Source organism: Jiella endophytica (assembly GCF_004519335.1).
Classification (GTDB): domain Bacteria; phylum Pseudomonadota; class Alphaproteobacteria; order Rhizobiales; family Rhizobiaceae; genus Jiella; species Jiella endophytica.
Window position 1 is genome coordinate 247,589 of the sequence record NZ_SOZD01000005.1, and the last position, 21,510, is coordinate 269,098.

29 protein-coding genes are annotated in these 21,510 nt (G+C 65.3%); 21 read left to right on the top strand and 8 right to left on the bottom strand.

What is annotated here, in order from left to right; all coding sequences use genetic code 11:
• The 17 genes from rplP to metW all read left to right on the top strand — a co-directional run bounded on the left by rplP (position 1) and on the right by metW (position 9,838).
• Positions 1-414, top strand: coding sequence for a 50S ribosomal protein L16 (gene rplP, locus E3C22_RS17090; protein ID WP_134759016.1), 414 nt, complete (start codon positions 1-3; stop codon positions 412-414).
• Between the two features lie 12 nt (positions 415-426).
• Positions 427-627, top strand: a complete 201-nt coding sequence (rpmC, locus tag E3C22_RS17095; protein WP_134759018.1) for a 50S ribosomal protein L29 — start codon at positions 427-429, stop codon at positions 625-627.
• Positions 628-638: 11 nt separating this feature from the next.
• A complete protein-coding gene (rpsQ, locus tag E3C22_RS17100) occupies positions 639-893 on the top strand; it encodes a 30S ribosomal protein S17 (protein ID WP_134759020.1) in 255 nt (84 codons plus the stop codon).
• Between the two features lie 65 nt (positions 894-958).
• A complete protein-coding gene (gene rplN, locus E3C22_RS17105; protein ID WP_134759022.1) occupies positions 959-1,327 on the top strand; it encodes a 50S ribosomal protein L14 in 369 nt (122 codons plus the stop codon).
• A 14-nt stretch (positions 1,328-1,341) separates the two neighbouring features.
• Positions 1,342-1,656 carry a 50S ribosomal protein L24 gene (gene rplX, locus E3C22_RS17110; protein ID WP_134759024.1) on the top strand — a complete coding sequence of 105 codons (315 nt, stop codon included), beginning with the start codon at positions 1,342-1,344 and terminating at the stop codon, positions 1,654-1,656.
• Positions 1,649-2,212, top strand: coding sequence for a 50S ribosomal protein L5 (rplE, locus tag E3C22_RS17115; RefSeq protein ID WP_134759026.1), 564 nt, complete (start codon positions 1,649-1,651; stop codon positions 2,210-2,212). The genes rplX and rplE overlap by 8 nt, the downstream gene beginning before the upstream one ends.
• A gap of 34 nt (positions 2,213-2,246) precedes the next feature.
• A complete protein-coding gene (gene rpsN, locus E3C22_RS17120) occupies positions 2,247-2,552 on the top strand; it encodes a 30S ribosomal protein S14 (RefSeq protein ID WP_134759028.1) in 306 nt (101 codons plus the stop codon).
• Between the two features lie 12 nt (positions 2,553-2,564).
• Positions 2,565-2,963 (top strand): 30S ribosomal protein S8, encoded by a 399-nt coding sequence (gene rpsH / locus E3C22_RS17125; protein WP_134759030.1) that lies wholly within the window; start codon positions 2,565-2,567, stop codon positions 2,961-2,963.
• Between the two features lie 143 nt (positions 2,964-3,106).
• Positions 3,107-3,640: a 50S ribosomal protein L6 gene (rplF, locus tag E3C22_RS17130; protein WP_134759032.1), complete on the top strand. Its 534-nt coding sequence runs from the start codon at positions 3,107-3,109 to the stop codon at positions 3,638-3,640.
• Positions 3,641-3,649: 9 nt separating this feature from the next.
• Positions 3,650-4,012, top strand: coding sequence for a 50S ribosomal protein L18 (rplR, locus tag E3C22_RS17135; protein ID WP_134759034.1), 363 nt, complete (start codon positions 3,650-3,652; stop codon positions 4,010-4,012).
• A gap of 106 nt (positions 4,013-4,118) precedes the next feature.
• Positions 4,119-4,703 (top strand): 30S ribosomal protein S5, encoded by a 585-nt coding sequence (gene rpsE / locus E3C22_RS17140; protein ID WP_134759036.1) that lies wholly within the window; start codon positions 4,119-4,121, stop codon positions 4,701-4,703.
• A 40-nt stretch (positions 4,704-4,743) separates the two neighbouring features.
• On the top strand, positions 4,744-4,947 hold the full coding sequence (gene rpmD / locus E3C22_RS17145; protein ID WP_134759038.1) for a 50S ribosomal protein L30: 204 nt from the start codon (positions 4,744-4,746) through the stop codon (positions 4,945-4,947).
• Between the two features lie 106 nt (positions 4,948-5,053).
• The gene (gene rplO / locus E3C22_RS17150; protein ID WP_134759040.1) at positions 5,054-5,542 is read left to right on the top strand and encodes a 50S ribosomal protein L15; all 489 of its coding nucleotides are present in this window, start codon (positions 5,054-5,056) and stop codon (positions 5,540-5,542) included.
• Between the two features lie 321 nt (positions 5,543-5,863).
• On the top strand, positions 5,864-7,207 hold the full coding sequence (secY, locus tag E3C22_RS17155; RefSeq protein WP_134759042.1) for a preprotein translocase subunit SecY: 1,344 nt from the start codon (positions 5,864-5,866) through the stop codon (positions 7,205-7,207).
• Positions 7,204-7,851, top strand: coding sequence for an adenylate kinase (locus tag E3C22_RS17160; RefSeq protein WP_134759044.1), 648 nt, complete (start codon positions 7,204-7,206; stop codon positions 7,849-7,851). Before secY ends, E3C22_RS17160 begins: the two co-directional genes overlap by 4 nt.
• Positions 7,852-7,949: 98 nt before the next feature.
• Entirely contained in the window at positions 7,950-9,170 is a 1,221-nt protein-coding gene (gene metX / locus E3C22_RS17165) for a homoserine O-acetyltransferase MetX (RefSeq protein ID WP_134759046.1), read from the top strand.
• Positions 9,171-9,220: 50 nt separating this feature from the next.
• Positions 9,221-9,838 (top strand): methionine biosynthesis protein MetW, encoded by a 618-nt coding sequence (metW, locus tag E3C22_RS17170; RefSeq protein WP_167591638.1) that lies wholly within the window; start codon positions 9,221-9,223, stop codon positions 9,836-9,838.
• A 71-nt stretch (positions 9,839-9,909) separates the two neighbouring features.
• On the opposite strand, the gene E3C22_RS17175 is transcribed toward metW, so the two are convergent.
• The 4 genes from E3C22_RS17175 to E3C22_RS17190 form a co-directional block, all read right to left on the bottom strand.
• Positions 9,910-10,902, bottom strand: coding sequence for a sensor histidine kinase (locus tag E3C22_RS17175; protein WP_134759048.1), 993 nt, complete (start codon positions 10,900-10,902; stop codon positions 9,910-9,912).
• A gap of 214 nt (positions 10,903-11,116) precedes the next feature.
• The gene (gene fghA / locus E3C22_RS17180; protein ID WP_134759050.1) at positions 11,117-11,959 is read right to left on the bottom strand and encodes an S-formylglutathione hydrolase; all 843 of its coding nucleotides are present in this window, start codon (positions 11,957-11,959) and stop codon (positions 11,117-11,119) included.
• A 62-nt stretch (positions 11,960-12,021) separates the two neighbouring features.
• Positions 12,022-12,495 (bottom strand): GNAT family N-acetyltransferase, encoded by a 474-nt coding sequence (locus E3C22_RS17185; RefSeq protein ID WP_134759052.1) that lies wholly within the window; start codon positions 12,493-12,495, stop codon positions 12,022-12,024.
• 8 nt (positions 12,496-12,503) lie between these two features.
• Positions 12,504-13,613 (bottom strand): S-(hydroxymethyl)glutathione dehydrogenase/class III alcohol dehydrogenase, encoded by a 1,110-nt coding sequence (locus E3C22_RS17190; protein ID WP_134759055.1) that lies wholly within the window; start codon positions 13,611-13,613, stop codon positions 12,504-12,506.
• A 619-nt stretch (positions 13,614-14,232) separates the two neighbouring features.
• On the opposite strand from E3C22_RS17190, the gene E3C22_RS17195 reads away from it, so the two are divergent.
• Positions 14,233-15,936, top strand: a complete 1,704-nt coding sequence (locus tag E3C22_RS17195) for a metallophosphoesterase family protein (RefSeq protein ID WP_134759057.1) — start codon at positions 14,233-14,235, stop codon at positions 15,934-15,936.
• A gap of 103 nt (positions 15,937-16,039) precedes the next feature.
• A complete protein-coding gene (locus E3C22_RS17200; protein ID WP_134759059.1) occupies positions 16,040-16,510 on the top strand; it encodes a GreA/GreB family elongation factor in 471 nt (156 codons plus the stop codon).
• A 63-nt stretch (positions 16,511-16,573) separates the two neighbouring features.
• Here E3C22_RS17200 and E3C22_RS17205 read toward each other — a convergent pair whose 3' ends face one another.
• On the bottom strand, positions 16,574-17,380 hold the full coding sequence (locus E3C22_RS17205) for a class I SAM-dependent methyltransferase (protein WP_134759061.1): 807 nt from the start codon (positions 17,378-17,380) through the stop codon (positions 16,574-16,576).
• 178 nt (positions 17,381-17,558) lie between these two features.
• Here E3C22_RS17205 and gloB point away from each other — a divergent pair, with 178 nt between their 5' ends.
• Both gloB and E3C22_RS17215 read left to right on the top strand, forming a co-directional pair.
• The gene (gloB, locus tag E3C22_RS17210; protein WP_134759063.1) at positions 17,559-18,329 is read left to right on the top strand and encodes a hydroxyacylglutathione hydrolase; all 771 of its coding nucleotides are present in this window, start codon (positions 17,559-17,561) and stop codon (positions 18,327-18,329) included.
• Positions 18,329-18,781 carry a cupin domain-containing protein gene (locus tag E3C22_RS17215; RefSeq protein ID WP_134759065.1) on the top strand — a complete coding sequence of 151 codons (453 nt, stop codon included), beginning with the start codon at positions 18,329-18,331 and terminating at the stop codon, positions 18,779-18,781. Before gloB ends, E3C22_RS17215 begins: the two co-directional genes overlap by 1 nt.
• Positions 18,782-18,806: 25 nt before the next feature.
• Here E3C22_RS17215 and yddG read toward each other — a convergent pair whose 3' ends face one another.
• The 3 genes from yddG to E3C22_RS17230 form a co-directional block, all read right to left on the bottom strand.
• Positions 18,807-19,679, bottom strand: a complete 873-nt coding sequence (gene yddG / locus E3C22_RS17220) for an aromatic amino acid exporter YddG (protein WP_134759067.1) — start codon at positions 19,677-19,679, stop codon at positions 18,807-18,809.
• A gap of 247 nt (positions 19,680-19,926) precedes the next feature.
• On the bottom strand, positions 19,927-20,157 hold the full coding sequence (locus E3C22_RS17225; protein ID WP_134759069.1) for a YrhK family protein: 231 nt from the start codon (positions 20,155-20,157) through the stop codon (positions 19,927-19,929).
• Between the two features lie 50 nt (positions 20,158-20,207).
• Entirely contained in the window at positions 20,208-21,509 is a 1,302-nt protein-coding gene (locus E3C22_RS17230; RefSeq protein ID WP_134759071.1) for an MFS transporter, read from the bottom strand.
• Position 21,510 lies beyond the last annotated feature (1 nt).

Sequence of the window (21,510 nt, forward strand, 5' to 3'; positions counted from 1 at the left end):
ATGCTGCAGCCAAAGCGTACGAAGTACCGGAAAGCGTTCAAGGGACGCATTCACGGTACCGCCAAGGGTGGAACGGCTCTCAATTTCGGCGCCTATGGCCTGAAGGCCGTGGAGCCGGAGCGGGTCACCGCCCGCCAGATCGAGGCGGCCCGCCGCGCGATCACCCGTCAGATGAAGCGTCAGGGCCGGGTGTGGATCCGGATCTTCCCGGATCTTCCGGTGACGTCGAAGCCGACGGAAGTCCGCATGGGTAAGGGCAAGGGCTCGGTCGACTATTGGGCGGCCCGGGTTCACCCCGGCCGCGTGATGTTCGAGATCGACGGCGTGCCCGAGGATATCGCCCGTGAGGCGCTGCGGCTCGGTGCCGCCAAGCTTCCGGTGCGCACGCGCTTCATTCAGCGCATCGCGGAATAAGGAGAGTTTGACGTGAAAGCTTCCGACGTCAGATCGATGACCCAGGACGAACTCACCGACGAGCTCGCCAAGCTGAAGAAAGAGCAGTTCAACCTGCGTTTCCAGCGGGCCACGGGTCAACTCGAGAACACTGCGCGCGTGCGCCAGGTCCGTCGCGACATCGCCCGGATCAAGACGATCGCACGCGCCAAGGCGGACACCGCCAAGGCCTAAAGGACCAGAATATGCCGAAACGCATCCTGCAGGGGACGGTGGTCTCCGACAAGAACGACAAGACGGTGGTGGTGCTGGTGGAACGCCGTTTCGCCCATCCGCTCCTGAAGAAGACCGTGCGCCGGTCGAAGAAGTACAAGGCGCACGACGAGAGCAACGCGCACAAGGTCGGCGACATCGTCTCGATCGAGGAGTCGCGGCCGATCTCGAAGGACAAGAGCTGGATCGTCGTTTCCAGCGCGTCGACGACGCAAGCAGCAAGTTGAACGAATGCGCCGGCCCGCCCAGACATGGGACGCGTCCGGCGGCAAGCTTTTGAAGGCGGTCTGACATGATTCAGATGCAAACAAACCTCGACGTCGCCGACAATTCTGGCGCCCGTCGTGTCATGTGCATCAAGGTGCTGGGCGGCTCGAAGCGGAAATACGCCTCGGTCGGCGACGTCATCGTCGTGTCCGTCAAGGAGGCGATCCCGCGCGGCCGTGTGAAGAAGGGCGACGTGATGAAGGCCGTGGTGGTTCGTACCGCCAAGGACATCCGCCGCGCCGACGGTTCGGTGATCCGCTTCGACAAGAACGCTGCGGTTCTCATCGACAACAAGAAAGAGCCGATCGGCACGCGTATCTTCGGCCCGGTTCCCCGCGAGCTTCGCGGCAAGAACCACATGAAGATCGTGTCGCTCGCCCCCGAAGTTCTTTAAGAGGAGAGCGGACGATGCAGAAGATCCGCAAAGGCGACACCGTCGTCGTGCTCGCCGGCAAGGACAAGGGCCGGTCGGGTGAAGTCATCAAGATGATGCCGAAGGACGATCGCGCTTTGGTGCGCGGCGTCAACATGGTCAAGCGCCATCAGCGCCAGACCGCTTCGCAGGAAGCCGGCATCATCACCAAGGAAGCACCGATTCACCTGTCGAACCTGGCGGTCGCCGACCCGAAGGACGGCAAGGCGACCCGGATCGGCTTCAAGACTCTCGAGGACGGCACCAAGGTGCGCGTCGCCAAGCGTTCGGGGGAAGAGATCAATGGCTGAAGCCGCCACCTACGAGCCTCGCCTCAAGCGCGTCTATCGCGAGGACATCCGCAAGGCCCTGCAGGACCAGTTCTCCTACGAGAACGGCATGCAGGTTCCGCGCCTCGACAAGATCGTCATCAACATGGGCGTCGGTGAAGCCACCGGCGACTCCAAGAAGCCTTCGGTCGCCGCCGAGGACCTCGCCAGGATCGCCGGTCAGAAGCCGGTGATCACCCGCGCCGGCAAGTCGATCGCCGGTTTCAAGGTCCGCGAGGGCATGCCGATCGGCTGCAAGGTGACGCTGCGCCGCGAGAAGATGTACGAGTTCCTGGATCGGCTGATCCAGATCGCTCTGCCACGCGTGCGAGACTTCCGGGGCCTCAACCCCAAGAGCTTTGACGGCCGTGGCAACTTCGCCATGGGCATCAAGGAGCACATCGTGTTCCCCGAGATCAACTACGACAAGGTTGATCAGATGTGGGGCATGGACATCATCGTTTGTACGACGGCCAAGTCGGACGAGGAAGCGCGCGCCCTTCTCAAGGCGTTCAACTTCCCCTTCCGAGCCAACTGACGCTAGTAACGGCAGACGAGCAAAGGACGACAAAATGGCCAAGAAGGGCATGATCGAACAGAACAAGCACCGCCAGAAGATGGTGGCGAAATTCGCCGCCAAGCGGGCTGCTCTGAAGGCGATCACCAAGAATGCCGACGCTTCCATGGAGGAGCGTTTCAAGGCGCAGTTGCAGCTCGCCGAGCTGCCGCGCAACGGTTCGAAGGTCCGCATCCGCAATCGCTGCGAAGTGACCGGTCGGCCGCGCGCCTATTATCGCAAGCTCAAGATGAGCCGTATCGCACTCCGGGAACTCGGCAACAACGGCCAGATCCCCGGCATCGTCAAGTCGAGCTGGTAAGGAGGCTTCGTCATGTCTTTGTCTGATCCGCTTGGCGACATGCTGACGCGCATCCGCAACGCGGTCCTGCGCAACAAGTCCTCGGTCTCGACCCCGGCCTCGAAGCTGCGCGGCCGTGTTCTCGACGTCCTCAAGGACGAGGGATACATCCGCGGCTACACCCAGACCGAATTCGAAAACGGCAAGTCCGAATTCGAGATCGAGCTGAAGTACCACGAGGGCCAGCCGGTGATCCGCGAGATCGGCCGCGTCTCCAAGCCCGGCCGCCGCGTCTACGTTTCGGCGAGGACGATCCCGCAGGTCGCCAACGGCCTCGGCATTTCGGTTCTGTCGACGCCGAAGGGCGTGATGGCCGATCACGCCGCGCGCGAACAGAACGTCGGCGGCGAGATTCTCTGCCGGGTCTTCTGACGCGGCGAAAATCGTGCCATAGGACGGGCGCTCGCGAACCCTGAAGGTTCGCCGGTCGCCCGTCGGCATTTTGAGCAACGCATGGTATGTCGCCTCTCAAAGGGCAGATGGCAGCCGTGCACGAAACGGACAGGGTTTCGAAGATGTCCCGTATTGGAAAGAAGCCGGTGGCCATTCCCGATGGCGTCACCGCCTCGGTGGACGGCCAGACCGTCAAGGCCAAGGGCCCGAAGGGCGAGCTTGCCTTCGTCGTCAATGACGAAGTGCTGGTGAAGATGGAAGACGGGGCGGTCAAGGTCGACCCGCGCGATCAGTCGAAGGTTGCCCGCTCCAAGTGGGGCATGTCCCGCACGATGATCGAGAACATCTTCGCCGGCGTGAAGACCGGTTTCGAGAAGAAGCTCGAGATCAACGGCGTCGGCTATCGTGCCGCCATGCAGGGCAAGAACCTGCAGCTGTCGCTCGGCTTTTCCCACGAGGTCGTCTACCAGACGCCCGAGGGCATCTCGATCGCCGTGCCGAAGCCGACCGAGATCGTCGTGACCGGCATCGACAAGCAGCGCGTCGGCCAGGTCGCCGCGGAGATCCGCGAGTATCGCGGACCCGAGCCCTACAAGGGCAAGGGCGTGAAGTACGCGGCCGAGAAGATCGTCCGCAAGGAAGGCAAGAAGAAGTAAGGTCCCGTCATGGCTACTCCTAAGGAATCGCTGCGGCGCCGTGCTTCGCGGATCCGCCGCTCGCTCAAGAAGGTCGCGAACGGCCGCCCGCGTCTGTCGGTGCACCGCTCGTCGAAGAACATCTACGCCCAGGTCATCGACGACGAGGCGGGCCGCACGCTGGCCTCCGCCTCGACGCTCGAGCCGACCCTGCGCAAGGATCTGAAGACCGGCGCCGATGTGGCCGCGGCCACCGCCGTCGGCAAGCTCGTCGCCGAACGTGCCAAGGAAGCCGGCGTCACCGACGTGGTTTTCGATCGCGGCGCCTTCATCTATCACGGCCGGGTCAAGGCCTTGGCCGATTCGGCCCGCGAGGCCGGCCTGAACTTCTGATCGGGCAGGACGACATTCCGACGGCGTGAGAGCGCCGCCGTTTCGCCCGGCCGCCACGATACGGCCGTTCCCATGGACGCCTCCGGAAAAGAACAAGGACTAGGATATGGCGCCTCGTAACGATCGCAATGATCGCCGTGACGATCACGACGACGGTTTCGTCGACAAGCTCGTCCACATCAACCGCGTCGCGAAAGTCGTGAAGGGCGGCCGCCGCTTCGGCTTCGCCGCTCTCGTCGTCGTCGGCGACCTCAAGGGCCGCGTCGGCTTCGGCCACGGCAAGGCCCGCGAAGTGCCCGAGGCGATCCGCAAGGCGACGGAAGCTGCCAAGCGCGACCTGATCTTCGTGCCGCTGCGCGACGGCCGCACGCTGCACCACGACGTCTCCGGCCGCCACGGCGCCGGCAAGGTCATCCTGCGCACCGCCGAGGCCGGTACCGGCATCATCGCCGGCGGCCCGATGCGCGCCGTCTTCGAGGCGGTCGGCATGCATGACGTCGTCGCCAAGTCGCTCGGCTCGTCGAACCCCTACAACATGGTTCGCGCCACCTTCGACGGGCTGAAGAACGCCACCCATCCGAAGGACGTGGCTGCCCGTCGCGGCATCAAGTATTCGACGCTGCAGGCCCGTCGCCAGCACACCCACGGCGCGGCATCCGCCGGCGCCGATGAAGCCGCCGCGGCGGAATGATCTGGCCGGCCTTCGTGCCATCGTTTGAAGGAGCCTGAGCATGGCCAAGAACACTCCCGCCGGCAAGACGGTGACCGTCGAGCAGATCGGCAGCCCGATCCGCCGTCCGAGGGATCAGCGTCAGACGCTGGTCGGCCTCGGCCTCAACAAGATGAATCGTCGCCGCACCCTGGAGGACACTCCCGCGGTGCGCGGCATGATCGCCAAGGTCCAGCACCTCGTTCGCGTCGTCGACGAGGCCTGAGCTTTCGCCGTCGCGGTCAAGCGCCTGACGCGGACCGCTCAACCCTTTTGCCAGGTCGCCCGCGTGGGGCCCTTAGCGGCTCCCGGCGCGGCCAAGGAGAAAAGACATGAAACTCAACGAGCTTTCCGATCTGGACGGCGCCACCCACTCGCGCAAGCGGGTGGGCCGCGGCATCGGTTCGGGCAAGGGCAAGACCGGCGGGCGCGGCGTCAAGGGCCAGAAGTCCCGGTCGGGCGTTGCCGTCAACGCCTTCGAGGGCGGTCAGATGCCGCTCTACCGGCGCCTGCCGAAGCGCGGCTTCGTCAACATCTTCGCCAAGAAGTTCAACACCGTCTCGGTTGGGCGCCTGCAGCAGGCGATCGACGCCGGCAAGCTGGACGCCTCGGCGCCGGTCGACGTGGCCGCGTTGGTCGCTGCCGGCGTTGTCCGTCGCCCGAAGGACGGCGTTCGCCTCCTCGGCGATGGCGAGTTGACCGCCAAGCTCACCCTCACTGTCGCCGGCGCTTCAAAGTCAGCGGTCGAGAAGGTCGAGAAGGCTGGCGGTTCGGTGACCGCCACGGTCGTCCGGAAGTCGGAAGAGACCGCCGAGGCTTGAGGCTTCGGGACGTCGTGAACGGATAGGGCCGGTTCGGCCCTCCCGTTGATCACGCCTTCGACATGATCGGAGCGGGCCGGTGATCGGCCCTGAACGCCTGCCGCTCCGAGACGGCGGTGGCCAACCCATGGCCGCCGCAAAACAGGGCAGGGCCCCCGCTGAACGCGCCGTTCCCGTCAGGGAGGAATTGGGCGCTTGCGTGGCAAAGCTCTCCCGACTATCTGACGGGTCTCGGCAAAGGGTCCGTCTCAAGCCCGAGTCCGGTCGGGCGCCTGATGCGCTTCTCGGCCGAATGCGGGACAACCCGGGGAGCTCCTCGTCATGGCATCGGCTGCGGAACAACTTGCCGCGAACCTGAACTTTTCGGCCTTTTCCAAGGCCGAGGACCTGAAGAAGCGCATCTGGTTCACCCTCGGCGCTCTCCTCGTCTACCGCCTCGGCACCTACATTCCGATGCCCGGCATCGACCCGGCCGCGCTCGCCCGCGCGTTCCAGCAGCAGTCGACCGGCATTCTCGGCCTGTTCAACATGTTTTCCGGCGGCGCCGTTGGCCGCATGGCGATCTTCGCCCTCGGAATCATGCCCTACATCTCCGCCTCGATCATCATCCAGCTGATGACGTCGGTCGTTCCCTCGCTCGAAAACCTCAAGAAGGAAGGCGAGCAGGGCCGCAAGGTCATCAACCAGTACACCCGCTACGGCACGGTGCTGCTTGCGACCTTCCAGGCCTACGGCATCGCTGCCGGCCTCGAGACGCAGGCGGGCATCGTCGTCGATCCGGGCTGGTTTTTCCGCGTCTCGGCGGTGATCACCCTCGTCGGTGGCACCATGTTCCTGATGTGGCTCGGCGAGCAGATCACCTCGCGCGGCATCGGCAACGGCATCTCGCTGATCATCTTCGCCGGCATCGTCGCGCATCTGCCGGCGGCCGTCGCCAACCTTCTGGAACTCGGCCGCACCGGCGCGCTGTCGACGGCGGTCATCCTGCTCGTCATCGTCGTCGCTGTGGCCTGCATCGCCTTCATCGTCTTCGTCGAGCGCGCCCAGCGGCGACTCCTGATCCAGTATCCGAAGCGACAGGTCGGCAACCGGATGTTCCAGGGCGACACCTCGCACCTGCCGTTGAAGCTCAACACCGCCGGCGTCATCCCGCCGATCTTCGCCTCCTCGCTTCTGCTCCTGCCGGTGACGGTGGCGAATTTCGCCGACACCTCGCAGCTGCCGGACTGGGCGACGGCGATCGTCGCGTCGCTTGGCCACGGCCAGCCGCTCTATATGCTGTTCTATGCGGGCCTGATCGCGTTCTTCGCCTTCTTCTACACCGCGGTGGTCTTCAACCCGACCGATACGGCCGACAATCTGAAGAAGCATGGCGGCTTCATTCCGGGCATCCGGCCGGGTGAACGGACGGCGGAATATATCGATTATGTCCTCACCCGCATCACGGTCATCGGCGCGATTTATCTTGTCTTGATCTGTCTTTTGCCCGAGTTTCTGATTTCGGCTGCGGGCGTCCCGTTCTATCTCGGTGGAACCTCGCTGCTCATCGTCGTTTCCGTGACGATGGACACCGTGGCGCAGATCCAGGGTCACCTGCTGGCCCATCAGTACGAAGGCCTCGTCAAGAAGGCGAAGCTCAGAGGGGGGAGACGCGGAGCAAGATGAAGCTGATATTGCTGGGTCCGCCAGGTGCGGGGAAGGGTACGCAGGCGCAGCGTCTGGTGACGCGACACGACATCCCGCAGCTTTCGACGGGAGACATGCTGCGGGCGGCCGTTGCTGCCGAAACCGAAGTCGGCCTGAAGGCGAAGGCCATCATGGATGCCGGCAATCTCGTGCCGGACGAAGTGGTCAACGCCATCGTCGCCGACCGGATCGCCGAGGAGGACTGCTCGGAAGGCTTCATCCTCGACGGCTATCCGCGCACGCTGAAACAGGCCGATGCGCTCGAGGCGCTGCTCGAAAAGCGCGGGCAGCATCTCGACCACGTCATCGAGCTGAAGGTCGACGACGACATCCTGGTGAAACGGGTCTCGGGGCGGTTCTCCTGCGCCAATTGCGGCACGGTCTATCACGACGAGGACAAGCTGCCGAAGGCGGAAGGCGTCTGCGACACCTGCGGCTCCACGGAGTTCAAGCGTCGCCCGGACGACAACGCCGAGACCATGCGCTCGCGGCTGCGGACCTACTACAAGGAAACCTCGCCGCTGGTCGGCTACTACTATTGCAAGCGGACGCTCCGCTCCATCGACGGCATGGCGCCGATCGACGATGTGACGGGGAGCATCGAAGAGGTCCTGAAGGGCTGACCCCAACGCTTCGGCGGCCGGGGCCTTGAAGGTTCCGGCCGAAACGCCGAGGCCAGCCTTTCCCGCACCGTCGTCCCGCTTCGCGAGGACGGATCGAGATGAGGGGCGAAACCACCACCGTGACCGCGCCGATCAATGCCGACACCGTGCGGGCCGCCGCGACAAGCGACGCCGGCAACCGCGAGGCGCTGGATCCTTCGAGCCCGGTGGCGGTGTTCGGCAAGGACGAGCCGCTGCATCTCGACGCCGGCATCGACCTGTCGCCGCTGCAGATCGCCTACAACACCTATGGCGAACTCAACGCCGAGCGCACCAACGCCATTCTCGTCTGCCACGCGCTGACCGGCGATCACTACGCCGCCAGCCGCTCGCCGGTGACCGGCAGGCCCGGCTGGTGGTCGTCGATCATCGGCCCCGGCAAGCCGATCGACACCGACAAGTATTTCGTCATCTGTTCCAACGTCATCGGTGGCTGCCTCGGCTCGACCGGGCCGGCCTCGATCAATCCGGAGACGGGCGAGCCCTATGGCCTTTCCCTGCCGGTGATCACCATCCGCGACATGGTGCGGGCGCAGGCGATGCTGGTCGAGCGGCTCGGCATCGACACGCTGTTCGCGGTGATCGGCGGGTCGATGGGCGGCATGCAGGTGCTGCAGTGGACCGTCAGCTATCCGGACAAGGTCTTCGCGGCGCTGCCGATCGCCACCGGTGCGCGCCACTCGGCCCAGAACATCGCCTTCCACGAGGTCGGCCGCCAGGCGGTGATGGCCGATCCCGACTGGCAGGGCGGGCGCTATTTCGCCCATGGCAAGCGGCCGGTGAAGGGCCTTGCCGTCGCCAGGATGACGGCGCATGTCACCTATCTCTCGGAAATGGCGCTGCAGCGCAAGTTCGGCCGCAATCTGCAGGATCGCGAGGCCTTCGGCTTCGGCTTCGACGCCGACTTCCAGATCGAGAGCTATCTGCGCCACCAGGGCATGACCTTCGTCGACCGGTTCGACGCCAACTCCTATCTCTACATGACGCGGGCGATGGACTATTTCGACATCGCCGCGGACTATGGCGGCTCGCTGGCGAAAGCCTTCCAGAACGCCCAAACACGCTTCTGCCTTGTCTCATTCTCCTCCGACTGGCTGTTTCCGACCGAGGAGAACCGCGCCGTCGTGCACGCCCTCAACGCCGCCGCCGCCTCCGTCTCCTTCGTCGAGATCGAGACCGACCGCGGCCACGACGCTTTCCTTCTCGAGGAGCCGAACTTCTTCGCCGCCATCGACGGCTTCGTCTCGTCGGCGGCGCGGGCGAGGGGGCTTTCCTCGTGACGCTGTCGGCCGATACGCGCGCCCACGGGCCGACGGCGACGAGCGAGACGGTGACCGCGACGCCGGCAGGCATCCGCCTCGACCTCGAGGTGATCGCCGATCTCGTCGCGCCGCATTCGCGTGTCCTCGATATCGGCTGCGGCGACGGCGCGCTCCTGCAGCTGATGCAGACACGCAGGCAGGTGGACGGGCGCGGCGTCGAGCTCAGCCAGGCCGGCGTCAACGAATGCGTCGCCCGCGGCCTTTCGGTGATCCAGGGCGATGCCGACCGCGACCTCGTCCACTATCCGGACGACGCCTTCGACTATGTCATCCTCTCGCAGACCATCCAGGCGACCCACAATCCCAAGGTCGTGCTCTCCGAGCTGCTACGGATCGGCCAGCGGGCGATCGTCTCCTTTCCGAATTTCGGCCACTGGACGATCCGCTATGCCGTCGGCCTGCGCGGCCGCATGCCGGTGACGCGGAACCTCGCCCATGCCTGGTACGAGACGCCGAACATCCATTTCTGCACCATCCGCGACTTCGTGGCGCTCGCCGACGAACTTGGCGCGACGGTCGAGACGGCGATCGCCATCAATGCGACCGGCCAGAAGATGGGCATGAAGATGCCCTGGTGGTTCTGGAACCTCTTCGGCCAGCAGGCGGTGTTCGTGCTGAGGCGGTAAGTGTCGGCCGCTGCGCTCGCGCCCATGGATCGCTGCTAAGCGATGCGCGCTCGGCGAGCGGCGACGACACTCTATGGCAGGAAGGTGAATTCCTGGCGGGTGCCATCGGCGCCGCTTTTGGTTTCGAGCGTGCCGTTCGCCTGTGCGGTGAGGCCGCGGATCAGGCGCATGCCGAGCGAGCCGGGCCGGCCCTCGCCGGTCATGCCCCGGCCATTGTCGCTGACGACCAGATGATAGGCGCCGTCCTGCCTGCGGAAGCGGACGCGGATCTCGCCGCCGCCTTCCGGCTCGAAGGCGTGCTTGATGCTGTTGTTGACGACTTCGTTGACCAGAAGGCCGACCAGTATCGCCCGGTCGCGCGGCATGTCGACCGCTTCGGTATCGCAGAGGATCTGCACGTTGCGGGCCGAGCCGATCGACGAGGCCAGCGCCTTGCACAGTCCTTCGAGATAGACGCGCATGTCGACGGCGCCGGTATAGTCGGCGTCGTGATAGAGGAATTCATAGGCCTGGGCGAAGCTTTCCACCCGCCCCAGCGCAGCGTTCAGCTCCTGCTTGGCGTCGTCGCTGTCCGTCGCGGAGACCTGCAGCCGCAGTACCGAGGCGATGGAGGCGAAATTGTTCTTCACCCGGTGCTGCAGTTCGAGGAGCAGCGCGTCCCGGTCGGCGAGGGCGTTGCGGACGGCGCGCCGGAACAGCTCCGCCAGCGCGACGACGAAATAGCCGGCGAGCATGTTGGCGATCACCCGCGGCCCGTCGGCGGCGGCGATGAACTGGAAGCTGCCCTGGATCGGCAGGACGAAATACCAGGCATAGAGGGAAGAGATCGTCTCGGTGATCGCCCCGCAGAGCCAGCGGCCGAACAGCGTCGCGACCAGTACGGCGGGGATCGTCAGAGCGAAGGGGCCGGCGCCCGGCAGGAACAGGTCGGCGAAGAAGCGCAGGCCGATGGAGACGCCGCTGCAGACGATGGCGAATAGGATCTGCGTCGCGACGACCGGAAGGAGATGCGCGGCCTTCTGCGGCAGGTCGACATGCGTCAGACGCTTGATTCCAAGCCGCAAGCTGACACTCCCCGCCACGACACCTGCCGGAATCGTTAGGCAATGTCGCCGGCAATTGCCACCGCTTTCATGAATGCCGGCAATGGTTTCGCGGCGCCGACCGGCCCGATTGCGACCGACAGTGGCGAATGCGCCACGCTCCTCGCGTCGACACGGCAGAGCGGCCGAGCGAAGCGAGGAGGTCCGCTCCCGCTTCGCCCGCAATTGGTTGGCTTTAGCCGAGCCGCTTGGCGTGCCAGGCGAGGTGATCGGCCATGAAGCTCGAGATGAAATAGTAGCTGTGGTCGTAGCCTTCCTGCATCCTCAGGGTCAGGTCGATCCCGGCGGCGCGGCAGGCCTGTTGGAGGAGTTTCGGCTTCAACTGGCCGTCGAGGAAGTTGTCGGCGGTGCCCTGATCGACGAGGAGGGCGTCCACCCGGGCGCCGTCCTCGATCAGTGCCACCGCGTCGTGCTTTCGCCAGGCGGCCTTGTCGTCACCGAGATAGCCGGGCAGGGCCTTCTCGCCCCAGGGAACGACGCCGGGCGCGACGATCGGCGCGAAGGCAGAGACGGCCTTGTAACGCTCGGGGAAGGTCAGGCCGATGGTCAGCGCACCGTGGCCGCCCATCGAATGGCCGAGGATCGACTGGCGGCTCATGTCGGCCGGGAAATTCTCGGCGACAAGGGCGGGCAGTTCCTCGGTGACATAGGACCACATGCGGTAGTTTTTGGCGAAGGGCTCCTCGGTGGCGTCGACATAGAAGCCGGCGCCGAGGCCGAAGTCATAGGCCCCCTCGGCATCGTCCGGCACGCCTTCGCCGCGGGGCGAGGTGTCCGGCGCGACGAAGATCAGCCCGAGTTCGGCGCAGGCCTTCCTGAACTCACCCTTTTCCGTGACGTTGGCATGGGTGCAGGTGAGGCCGGAGAGGTACCAGACCACCGGCAGCTTCGCGCCTTCGGCATGGGGCGGCACATAGACCGAAAAGGTCATGTCCGTGCCTGTCTGCTGGGAAGCGTGTCTGTAGACGCCCTGGACGCCGCCATGGGCGCGGTTGGTCGATAGGGTTTCGAGAGACATTTGTTCTCCTCCGTGGATACCGGTGCCGCCGGCCGCGGCGATGCCACGGGACCGGCGGGATGTCAGGGGTGATCTTTCGGCGGCTCGGCCGGGCGGCGCATGTCGAGATGCGGGATATCGTCTTCCAGATAGATCTTCGAGACCGGAAGAAAGCCGTGACGGCGATAGAAGCCCTCAAGATGCGCCTGGGCGGAGAGGTCCACTTGCGCGCCGGGGAAGCGCTCCGCGCAAAAGCGCAGCGCTTCCTCCATCATGGCGTGGCCGAGCCCGGTGTCGCGATGGGCCGCCGCCGTGGCGATCCGGCCGATCCTCGCGCGATGCTCCAGCGCCTGCGGCGCAAACAGCCTGAGGCAGCCGGCGAGGTCGCCGCCGACGAAGCGCCGCAGATGCAGCGCCTCCGGATCACGGCCGTCGATCTCGGCGAAGGCGCAGGCCTGTTCGACGACGAACACGTCCATGCGCAGCTTGAGAAGATCGTGGACCTCCCGCCCGCTCAGTGCATCGAACGTGGTCCAGCGCCACTCGCCTTCGGCCATGGGCAGCCTCAGTAGACGACCACCGAGCGGATCGACTTGCCCTCATGCATCAGGTCGAAGCCCTTGTTGATCTCTTCCAGGCTGAGGGTGTGGGTGATCATCGGGTCGATCTGGATCTTGCCGTCCATGTACCAATCGACGATCTTCGGCGTATCGGTGCGGCCTCTGGCGCCGCCGAAGGCCGAGCCCTTCCAGACCCGGCCGGTGACCAGCTGGAACGGCCGGGTGGAGATCTCCTTGCCGGCTTCCGCCACGCCGATGACCACCGAGACGCCCCAGCCTCTGTGGCAGGCTTCGAGCGCCTGGCGCATGACGGTGGTGTTGCCGGTGCAGTCGAAGGTGTAGTCGGCGCCGCCGCCGGTGAGTTCGACGAGATGGGCGACGATGTCGCCATCGACGCTCTTCGGATTGACGAAGTGCGTCATGCCGAAGCGCTCGCCCCAGGCCTTCTTGTCGTCGTTGAGATCGACGCCGATGATCTTGTCGGCACCCACAAGCTTGGCGCCCTGGATGACGTTGAGGCCGATGCCGCCGAGGCCGAAGACGACGACGTTGGCGCCCGGCTCGACCTTCGCCGTGTTGACGACGGCGCCGACGCCGGTGGTGACGCCGCAGCCGCAGTAGCAGCTCGTCTTGAAGGGTGCGTCCTCGCGGATCTTGGCGACGGCGATCTCTGGCAGGACGGTGAAGTTCGAGAAGGTCGAGCAGCCCATATAGTGGTAGATCGGCTGGCCCTTGTAGGAAAACCGGGTCGTGCCGTCCGGCATCAGCCCCTTGCCCTGGGTGGCGCGGATCGCCGTGCAGAGATTGGTCTTGCCGGAGAGGCAGGACTTACACTGCCGGCATTCCGGCGTGTAGAGCGGAATGACGTGATCGCCGGGCTTCACGGAGGTGACGCCGGCGCCGACCTCGCGCACGATGCCGGCGCCCTCATGGCCGAGGATCGAGGGGAAGAGACCTTCCGAATCGAGACCGTCCAGCGTGTAGGCGTCGGTGTGGCAGATGCCGGTCGCCATGATCTCGACGAGGACCTCGCCCTGCTTCGGGCCTTCCAGGTCGAGTTCGACGATTTCGAGGGGTTTCTTCGCCTCGAAGGCGACGGCTGCGCGGGTTTTCATGCGTCGGATTCTCCTGCCGGGTGCCACGAACGCTTGCTAGCGGCTCCGGCCGGCAAAGAAAATCCCGGACGGGCGAGAAAGCGCTGGGAGGCGCGGATTATCAGTTGTGCAGCGACTTAGTTTTGCATCTAAATCTCGATCGGGCCAGAGAGTGGAAAGTTTCTTCGCAAACGAAAGGTTTGCAGCTCGCCAAAAATCTGATGCGAATGCACTAGCGTTGTAGAAGCAAATGTGTGCATCTTTCAATTGCGCTTCTGCATGCGAGAAATCCTCGGTCGTGTATCGTCATACGAATGCTGTCCTTAATTACAGCCGGCAATTCGAAAGGGCTTTCGATGTTCGATGGAGTTACCTATGTCGATCCGTCCTATGATCCTATCATTCATGAAGGTCGGGATAGTGCAACCGTTGTTGTGATGAACGCCGGTCCGGCGGTGGTCAGACTAATGTCGTGGCCGCAAACTAAACCGGAGGGTGGACCCGACGTTGATATGCAGATTTGGCCCGGCAATAGCCGTTCGATTAGTGGTTCCCTTATCCGGGCGCAACTCGACGGACGGGGGCTGTATCATGTGCCACCCTCTGGCCCCTTCGCTGCATTGGGGTGGAGGGTCGTAAAATGATGGACCCAAAACGCGGCGCCTCGGTGGATTGGCAGCAACTCATCATCGTCCACGTGTCGGACATGCATTTCGGCGAGAAGCACAGGTTCGACCCGCCGCCCGGTGACAATGGCCAACGTGGCCCGCGGGAGGGGTTCCCAAAACTCGAAGAGTCGATACTGAAAGACCTCGGGAGCCTGATCCGCCAATCAAGCGCGGAGGGATTGGCGGACCCGAACGCCTTCGCAAGCCCGGCCAACGCACCGGTTCGTGTCATTTTTGTCCTGACCGGCGACTTCACTGAGACGGGAGCTGAGACGGAATACGACCAGGCCCGAAGATTTCTCTCCGCATTGCATGGCGCTACGGTGTTCAACTGGCGGATACAGTCGCGCGACATCTTCATGGTTCCAGGCAACCACGACGTTCGATACAGCGAGGAGCACTACGTTGACCGCTGGCATAGCTACTGCCGGTTTTATCGTGGCCACCTGGACGCACTGCACAAAGAGGAGAGCGCAACTGCGCTTGGTGGCGGCCACGCGCCCCCTCCGGCCCCAATGTACTTCAACGAAGAGAAGCCGCACCTGCTCTCTCGCGTCATTGACCAGTCTGACCAGGGATTGATCGTCGCCGAGATCAATTCATCGGCCTACGTGCAAAGGGGTGAGCCGGGGGAGAGACGGGGGGAGGTGGACCATAGTTCTATCGCCAATTTACGCGCAGGCCTGCACGAGCTTGGTGAGGCGGAGCAGGGCAGCGCTATCCGGATTGCACTGCTCCACCACCATCCGGTGTTACTGCCCGGCTTGGCCGAGGCCAGGCGAGGTAATGACGCGGTCGGCTACGGCGACATGCTCTTGAACCTGTTGCGGGACGAGGAATTTCAGCTCGTGCTGCACGGGCACAAGCACGTGCCATACATATTCCTCTTCGATGCCGAACTCGCCTGGGCAACAGAACGCGTGCGCCCGATCGTGGTGGTCGCAGGGGGTAGCGCCGGGAGCACAGAGCTGCCTCAGACGGACGGTGCGAAGAACACGTATAACTTAATCAGTCTGAGATGGCACGGGCCGGCCCGGCAAGCCCGAATCCATATCGAGACGCGTGGCTTGGTTCTAAAGGACTCGCGAAATCAAGACCTGCCGGCGCCGGAGTGGCATTGGCGTAGGCTGGCGGTGGACGACCGCGTTATCAGTCGACCCTCGCCCAGCGGTAAGGATCGGGCCTACTTCCGGCCGCGCGGTGACGAGGACCAGCCCTTCGAAGCGTTGCGCGCCGAGGCAATCGGCAATTGTCGACGCAATTTTCCCGCGATTGAGGTATTCCCAACTTTCCATCCGGGGCAGGGGTTCGAAGCGCGAGTTTGGATCGAAGCGCAGGAAAAGCAAGGCAGGGATTTCCCGGTCCGCGTCGAGTGGTCGGCCGGTCCCTATTTTCCGAAGATAGCTGTCTGCCACGTCGAGGATGATCCGCAGTTTCGAGCCCGTTTCGCCTATTACGGACCCATGCTGATTCAGGCTCGGATGTACTGGCGAGATAGCACCTACTCCATCGCGTACGTCTTTGCGCACTATCCCAGACGCGACGTTGAGGTCGAAGGCGCACCTCAATCGGTTCGGCCAGATTGGTCGGCTTTCAAAAACCGTGCAGAATCGGCAGGATCCCTGCCATCAACTCGTAGGTGCCTTCGACGAAAATTCCCGGAAGTGCAGTTCTAACGCCTCTTTGTAACATGCGGCATGACTGAAATGCGACCAGGCCGCCCTATATACCACTGATTGCGGGAGTCATTCCGCCAGCCAGCGTAACGAGAGAGCATCGATGAGCGTCGCATTCGTCAAGGAGCCGAACGAGGATCAGGTCGAGGGCCTGCCGGAGCGCGATCTCGGGACGGATCCGAATTTCGTCACCGAGCGCGGCCTCGCTCAACTCGACGCCGAGATCGTCAAGGGCGAGGCGGCGCTGGAGGAGGCGCGGGAAAAGGGCGACAAGATCGCCATGGCGCATGTCAACCGGGACATGCGCTACTGGCGGGCCCGGCGCTCGACCGCGCAGCTGACGATCCCGGAAGACGACACCGAGGTCGTGCAGTTCGGCCACCGCGTCGAGATCCGCCGGGACGACGGCAAGGTGTTGAGCTACCGGATCGTCGGCATCGACGAGGCTGACCCGACCGAAGGGCTGATTTCCTATCTCTCGCCGATCGCACGGCAGATGATCGGCAAGGAAGAGGGCGACACGTTTCGCGCCGGCGCGCATCAGGCCGAAATCACCGCGGTCAGTCTCGACTGAACGGGCGAGCCGCGAAATGGCGGATACCGAGGCGTCGCGTTGGTCTTCAGCGCGATGCCGCCCTCAGGCTTCCGGCTTGACCATCCTTGCCCCGACGCCGGCGCCGGCCGGCACCAGCACCGGCTTCATCACCTTGCGCTCCTTGGCGGCGGACGCGACGGGAATGCCACGATAGACCTGCTTGACCGCCTCGATCACCACGACGCCGGCAAAGAGCGGCCAGAACTTGCGGCCGATCCGCTCCAGCGCCGGCGCGAAGCCGACCAGCGAGCGGCGCTCGAAGGGCGGAAACAGCAGCGCCTCGCTCCAGCCATGCGGCGTGAAGCTCACCGATCGCAGGAGCCGGGTCAGCTGACCCCGCGACCATGGCCGGCCGGAGCCGAAGGGCGTGTGCTCGAACCTTGCCCAGATGCCGCGCCGGTGCGGCACGACGACGACGAGGCTGCCGCCCGGCGCCAGCACCCGCCAGGCCTCGGCGAGCAGCGCCTCGGGGCTTTCGGCGAATTCCAGCGCATGGACCATCAGGATGCGGTCGATCGAGGCGTCGCCGAGCGGCAGGTCCTCGATACCGACGAGCGCGGTCCTCAGCGGTGCGGCGAGCGGCCAGCGCTCGGCGCCCTGCGCCGCCGGCATGAAGGCGAGCGAGCGCTCGCAGTCGGTGCCGAAGCGCGCCAGATAGGGCGTCGCATAGCCGAGCCCGAGCAGCCGCTCTTCCGAGATCGGCCGCCAGATCGGGATCAGCGCGACCGAAATGGAGCGGGTCGCCGCCACGCCGAGAGGCGAGGCGTAGAAATTGCACAGATCGATGATGTCGGCATTGGTCGACAGGGCGTCGTCTCCAAAGGTTTCAGCTCGGGCGCTGCTTCCCATATAAGACCAAGGTCGGCTGGCTCGAAACCGTCGCATATCAATTTCGGCGCTCGATGCGGTGATCCGCGGACGAGCGGTCTTGTCGCCGCCCGGCGACGACGTCGAAGCCGCGGCCACCCGGACGCCCCGCCGACAGGCGGGGCCGACATGCGCCCGCAACGCCCAGCCGGAGGGAATCATGGCATCCTTCGAGATCAGACAGTTCATGTGCCGGACCGACAATTTCGGCGTCCTCCTGCATGAGAAGGAGACCGGCACGACAATTTCCATCGACGCGCCGGAGGAGGGGCCGATCCTCGCCGAGCTGGAAAAGGCCGGCTGGACGCTGACCCACATCCTGACCACCCACCACCATGGCGACCATGTCGCGGGCAACGAGGCGCTGAAGGCCCGTTTCCACGCCGAGATCGTCGGCCCGGAAGAGGAGCGGATGAAGATCCCCGGCATCGATCGTGCGGTCTCGGGCGGCGAGACGATCGACGTCGGCGGCGTGACCGTCGAGGTGATCTCGACGCCGGGCCACACGCTCGGCGAAGTCTCCTACTATCTGCCGGAGGCGCAGGCGCTGTTTGCCGGTGACGCGCTTTTCTCGCTCGGCTGCGGCCGGCTGTTCGAGGGCGATCCGGAGATGATGTGGGGCTCGATGCAGCGGCTACGGGTGCTGCCGGGGACGACGATGCTCTATTGCGGCCACGAATATACGGCGACGAATGCCAAATGCGCGCTCTCCGTCGACCCGGAGAACCTCACCTTGAGGGAGCGGGCGAAGGAGGTGGACGATCTGCGGCGAGGCGGCCGGGCGACCTTGCCCGTGCTGCTCGAGCGGGAGAAGAAGACCAATCCGTTCCTGAGGGCCGACGATCCGGGCCTCATGGCCGCGATGGGGATGGAAGGCGCCGCGCCGGTGGACGTCTTCGCAGCGATCAGAAAGAAGAGGGATCAGTACTGATGAGTTCAGCCGCGCTCAAGATCGTCAGGAGTCTCGAAATGAAGCCGCACCCCGAGGGCGGCTGGTATCGCGAGACCTTCCGGGACGAGCGTACCGACAAGGGCGGCCGGTCCTGCTCCACCGCCATCTACTATCTGCTCGAAGCCGGCGAGACGTCCGAGTGGCACCGGGTCAACGACGCCGCCGAGGTCTGGCACTGGTATGGCGGCGCGCCGCTGGTGATAACCATCTCCGAAAACGGCCACGATGCCTCCGCCCATCGCCTCGGTCCCGACATCGAGGCCGGGGAGCGGCCGCAATTCGTCGTGCCGGCCGGCTGCTGGCAGACCGCCACCTCGCTCGGCGAATACACCCTCGTCGGCTGCACGGTGGCACCGGCCTTCGACTTTGCCGGTTTCGAAATGGCCCCGAAGGACTGGCGGCCGACGCCGCGCAAACCCGGCGGCAATTGAGCCCGGCCCTGTCTCGGGGCGGCGGTCATGCCGCCCGGCGCGACAGCCTGCGGAACAGCGGCAGGGCGGCGAGCCCTGCGCCGAGAGTGATGAGAACGGCGGCGGCGGCGATCTCGAAGCGCATCTCCGCCTCGCCGGCCGCCACCAGCACCAGCGTCGACAAGAGCGGCGCGGCATAGCTTGCCGCGCCGATCAGCTGGATGTCGCCGTGCTTGACGCCGTAGTCCCAGACATAAAAGGCGCCGCCGACCGGGAGGAGGCCGAGCATCAGGACGGCGAGCCATTCCGTTGAAGAGCTTGGCCAGACCGTCGTCTCGAAGGCGAGATGGGCGAAAAGCGACAGCACCGCAGTGGCGAGGCAGAAGCCGGTGACGACGTCGCTCGGAACGTCGCCGAAGCGGCGCGAGAGAAGCGAATAGCTCGACCAGGTGAGGGCGCAGAGAATGGCGAGGCCGTAGCCCACCGCGTATCTCGGGTCGAGCGAGACGCCGCCGCCCCGCGTGACGATCAGCGCTGCGCCGCAGAGGCCGAGGATCGCGCCGAGGGCGTGGAACCAGCGCAGCCGCTCGCCTGGCAGCGAGGCGGAGCCGAGAACGATGAGCAGCGGCCAGAGATAGGCGATCAGGCTCGCTTCCGCCGCCGGGGCATTCCTCAGCGCGGCGAAATAGAGCGCGTGATAGCCGAACAGCCCGGCGACCCCGACGATCCAGACCGCCGGGCGCTGCCGGAAGACCCCGAGGCCGACGCCGCGAAGCTTCAGCATGACGAGACCGATGAGGCTGGCGATGGCGAAGCTCATCGCCGCGAGCTGGAAGGGCGGGACGTCGCCGCTGAGCGCGGTGAGCAGCGCCAGCAGCGCCCACATCAGGATGGCGGCAAAGCCGAGAAGCGTGCCCATGTCAGCTCTTGGGTGATGACTGCGATCTGTTCGCCGGCACTGGTCGCTAGCTTACTCCCCTCTGCCCTGCCGGGCATCGCCTCCGCAAGGGGGAGATCGATCTCGCACCGAGACTCGCGCCTCGTCGTCGGCCTCCGAGCTTGCGCAAGGGGTGTCGATTGAGCGGCGAGCCATCCGCTGCGTGATCTCCCCCCTTGCGGGGGAGATGCCGGCAGGCACGGGGGGCGCTGGCGCCCGCCTCACGGTCTCACGATCCGGCGCCGCGCTTCTCCCGCCTCTCGTAGAGCGATTTCGCCACTTCGCCGAGGGAGCCGAGAAACATCCCGAACGACCCGACGAGAAACAGCCAGACGCCGAGCGTGTAATAGGCATCGAACATCTTGAAGAACAGCACCGAGCCGACGACGAAGCAGAAATTGCCGGTGAGGCCGATACCGAGATGGATCCAGGAATAGTCGCGGACCAGCGTTTGCAGCATGAGGCGGAGATTCTCCGGTGATGAGAGGGTGAGCGGTGGTTTCTGGCGCGTCAGTCGACGAGGCTGACCGGCTCGTTCGAGAGCGTCGCGAAGTTGACGACCGCGACGAGACATGCCCCGGCGACGAGGCCGAGTGCAAGGCCGTAGCCGCCGATCAGCCACAGGAGAGAGCCGAGAAACGGCGAGAGCGCCGTCGCGCCGGTGTAGACACGGGCCATGCGGCCGCTGATCGCGCCGAAATTCGTTCCGCCGAGCGCCTCGCGCAGCATGACCGGCCGCATGATGCTGACCGTGCCGTAGCCGCTCCCATGGAGGACGACGAAGCCGACGACGAGGACGGGGACAGCAAACGTGCCGAGGAGGCAGAGCGAGCCGACGGTCACGGCGATGCAGCTCGCCAGGGTGACGATGCGGTTCGAGACCAGCCGCTCGACACCGAGCATACCGAGACGGCCGACCACCTGCATCGGCCCGATCCCCGCCGCCGCGGTGACGGCGAGCCCTTCGTCGATATGGGCACTTTCCAGGATCGGCAGCAGGTGATTGAGCATCAGCCCGTGGGCGCCGCCGATGATCGCAAAGCCCGCCGTCAGCCGCCAGAACCGCCGTCGGTGGGCTGGTGTCCAGGCCTGCGCCTGCGGTCTTGCCGCCGGCTCTGGCGCGGCAACACTTGTCGTGGTCGTGGTCGTGGTCGTGGTCGTGGTCGCGGTCGTGGCCGTAGCCGGGGCCGCGGCTGGCGGCGGCATTTCGGCCCGCTCTTCCTCGACCGCCCCGAGGCGCGAGGTCCCGAACCACAGGAGCGGCAGGCCGACGAACAGCGCCAGTCCCCCCATCGTCTGGCAGGCGAGGCGCCAGCCGCCGATCTCGGCGATCCAGTGGGTCAGCGGGAAGGCCACCGTGCCGGCAAAGCCCGCGACCAGCGTCACCGCGGTGATCGCCGGCTTGGCGCGGCGGCCGAGCGCCCGGGTAAGGACGGCGAAGCACGGCTCGTAGAGCGCTCCGGCGACGGGAATGCCGAGGGCGAGCCAGAAGAGGCAGAAGAGGGGCAGGCTGGTGGTGAAGGACACCGCGAAGAGCAGCCCGGCGCCGAAGGCCGCCGCGCCGGTCATCAGCTGCGGTCCGAGGCCGCGGTCGATCAGCCGCCCGGCCAGCGGCGCGAGGATCGCCGAAAGCAGGATGGTGCCGGCGAAGGCCGCCGTCAGCAGCGTCTTCTCCCAGCCCTCGTCGCTTTCCCAGCGCGAGATGAGCGCCGGGAATGTGTAGTAGAAGGCGGCCCAGACGATCGTCTCGCCGGCCGCGAGGGCGGCGATCGGAAGACGCTTCGGGCCGGCCGCTGTGGCTGGCTCGTTCACC

What these genes read in the sequence shown, in the direction of transcription:
- rplP (WP_134759016.1), top strand. Translation starts at nt 1, where the DNA reads ATGCTGCAGCCAAAGCGTACGAAGTACCGGAAAGCGTTCAAGGGACGC.
- rpsQ (WP_134759020.1), top strand. Translation starts at nt 639, where the DNA reads ATGCCGAAACGCATCCTGCAGGGGACGGTGGTCTCCGACAAGAACGAC.
- rplN (WP_134759022.1), top strand. Translation starts at nt 959, where the DNA reads ATGATTCAGATGCAAACAAACCTCGACGTCGCCGACAATTCTGGCGCC.
- rplX (WP_134759024.1), top strand. Translation starts at nt 1,342, where the DNA reads ATGCAGAAGATCCGCAAAGGCGACACCGTCGTCGTGCTCGCCGGCAAG.
- rplE (WP_134759026.1), top strand. Translation starts at nt 1,649, where the DNA reads ATGGCTGAAGCCGCCACCTACGAGCCTCGCCTCAAGCGCGTCTATCGC.
- rpsN (WP_134759028.1), top strand. Translation starts at nt 2,247, where the DNA reads ATGGCCAAGAAGGGCATGATCGAACAGAACAAGCACCGCCAGAAGATG.
- rpsH (WP_134759030.1), top strand. Translation starts at nt 2,565, where the DNA reads ATGTCTTTGTCTGATCCGCTTGGCGACATGCTGACGCGCATCCGCAAC.
- rplF (WP_134759032.1), top strand. Translation starts at nt 3,107, where the DNA reads ATGTCCCGTATTGGAAAGAAGCCGGTGGCCATTCCCGATGGCGTCACC.
- rplR (WP_134759034.1), top strand. Translation starts at nt 3,650, where the DNA reads ATGGCTACTCCTAAGGAATCGCTGCGGCGCCGTGCTTCGCGGATCCGC.
- rpsE (WP_134759036.1), top strand. Translation starts at nt 4,119, where the DNA reads ATGGCGCCTCGTAACGATCGCAATGATCGCCGTGACGATCACGACGAC.
- rpmD (WP_134759038.1), top strand. Translation starts at nt 4,744, where the DNA reads ATGGCCAAGAACACTCCCGCCGGCAAGACGGTGACCGTCGAGCAGATC.
- rplO (WP_134759040.1), top strand. Translation starts at nt 5,054, where the DNA reads ATGAAACTCAACGAGCTTTCCGATCTGGACGGCGCCACCCACTCGCGC.
- secY (WP_134759042.1), top strand. Translation starts at nt 5,864, where the DNA reads ATGGCATCGGCTGCGGAACAACTTGCCGCGAACCTGAACTTTTCGGCC.
- E3C22_RS17160 (WP_134759044.1), top strand. Translation starts at nt 7,204, where the DNA reads ATGAAGCTGATATTGCTGGGTCCGCCAGGTGCGGGGAAGGGTACGCAG.
- metX (WP_134759046.1), top strand. Translation starts at nt 7,950, where the DNA reads ATGAGGGGCGAAACCACCACCGTGACCGCGCCGATCAATGCCGACACC.
- fghA (WP_134759050.1), bottom strand. Translation starts at nt 11,959, where the DNA reads ATGTCTCTCGAAACCCTATCGACCAACCGCGCCCATGGCGGCGTCCAG.
- E3C22_RS17185 (WP_134759052.1), bottom strand. Translation starts at nt 12,495, where the DNA reads ATGGCCGAAGGCGAGTGGCGCTGGACCACGTTCGATGCACTGAGCGGG.
- E3C22_RS17190 (WP_134759055.1), bottom strand. Translation starts at nt 13,613, where the DNA reads ATGAAAACCCGCGCAGCCGTCGCCTTCGAGGCGAAGAAACCCCTCGAA.
- E3C22_RS17195 (WP_134759057.1), top strand. Translation starts at nt 14,233, where the DNA reads ATGATGGACCCAAAACGCGGCGCCTCGGTGGATTGGCAGCAACTCATC.
- E3C22_RS17200 (WP_134759059.1), top strand. Translation starts at nt 16,040, where the DNA reads ATGAGCGTCGCATTCGTCAAGGAGCCGAACGAGGATCAGGTCGAGGGC.
- E3C22_RS17205 (WP_134759061.1), bottom strand. Translation starts at nt 17,380, where the DNA reads ATGGGAAGCAGCGCCCGAGCTGAAACCTTTGGAGACGACGCCCTGTCG.
- gloB (WP_134759063.1), top strand. Translation starts at nt 17,559, where the DNA reads ATGGCATCCTTCGAGATCAGACAGTTCATGTGCCGGACCGACAATTTC.
- E3C22_RS17215 (WP_134759065.1), top strand. Translation starts at nt 18,329, where the DNA reads ATGAGTTCAGCCGCGCTCAAGATCGTCAGGAGTCTCGAAATGAAGCCG.
- yddG (WP_134759067.1), bottom strand. Translation starts at nt 19,679, where the DNA reads ATGGGCACGCTTCTCGGCTTTGCCGCCATCCTGATGTGGGCGCTGCTG.
- E3C22_RS17225 (WP_134759069.1), bottom strand. Translation starts at nt 20,157, where the DNA reads ATGCTGCAAACGCTGGTCCGCGACTATTCCTGGATCCATCTCGGTATC.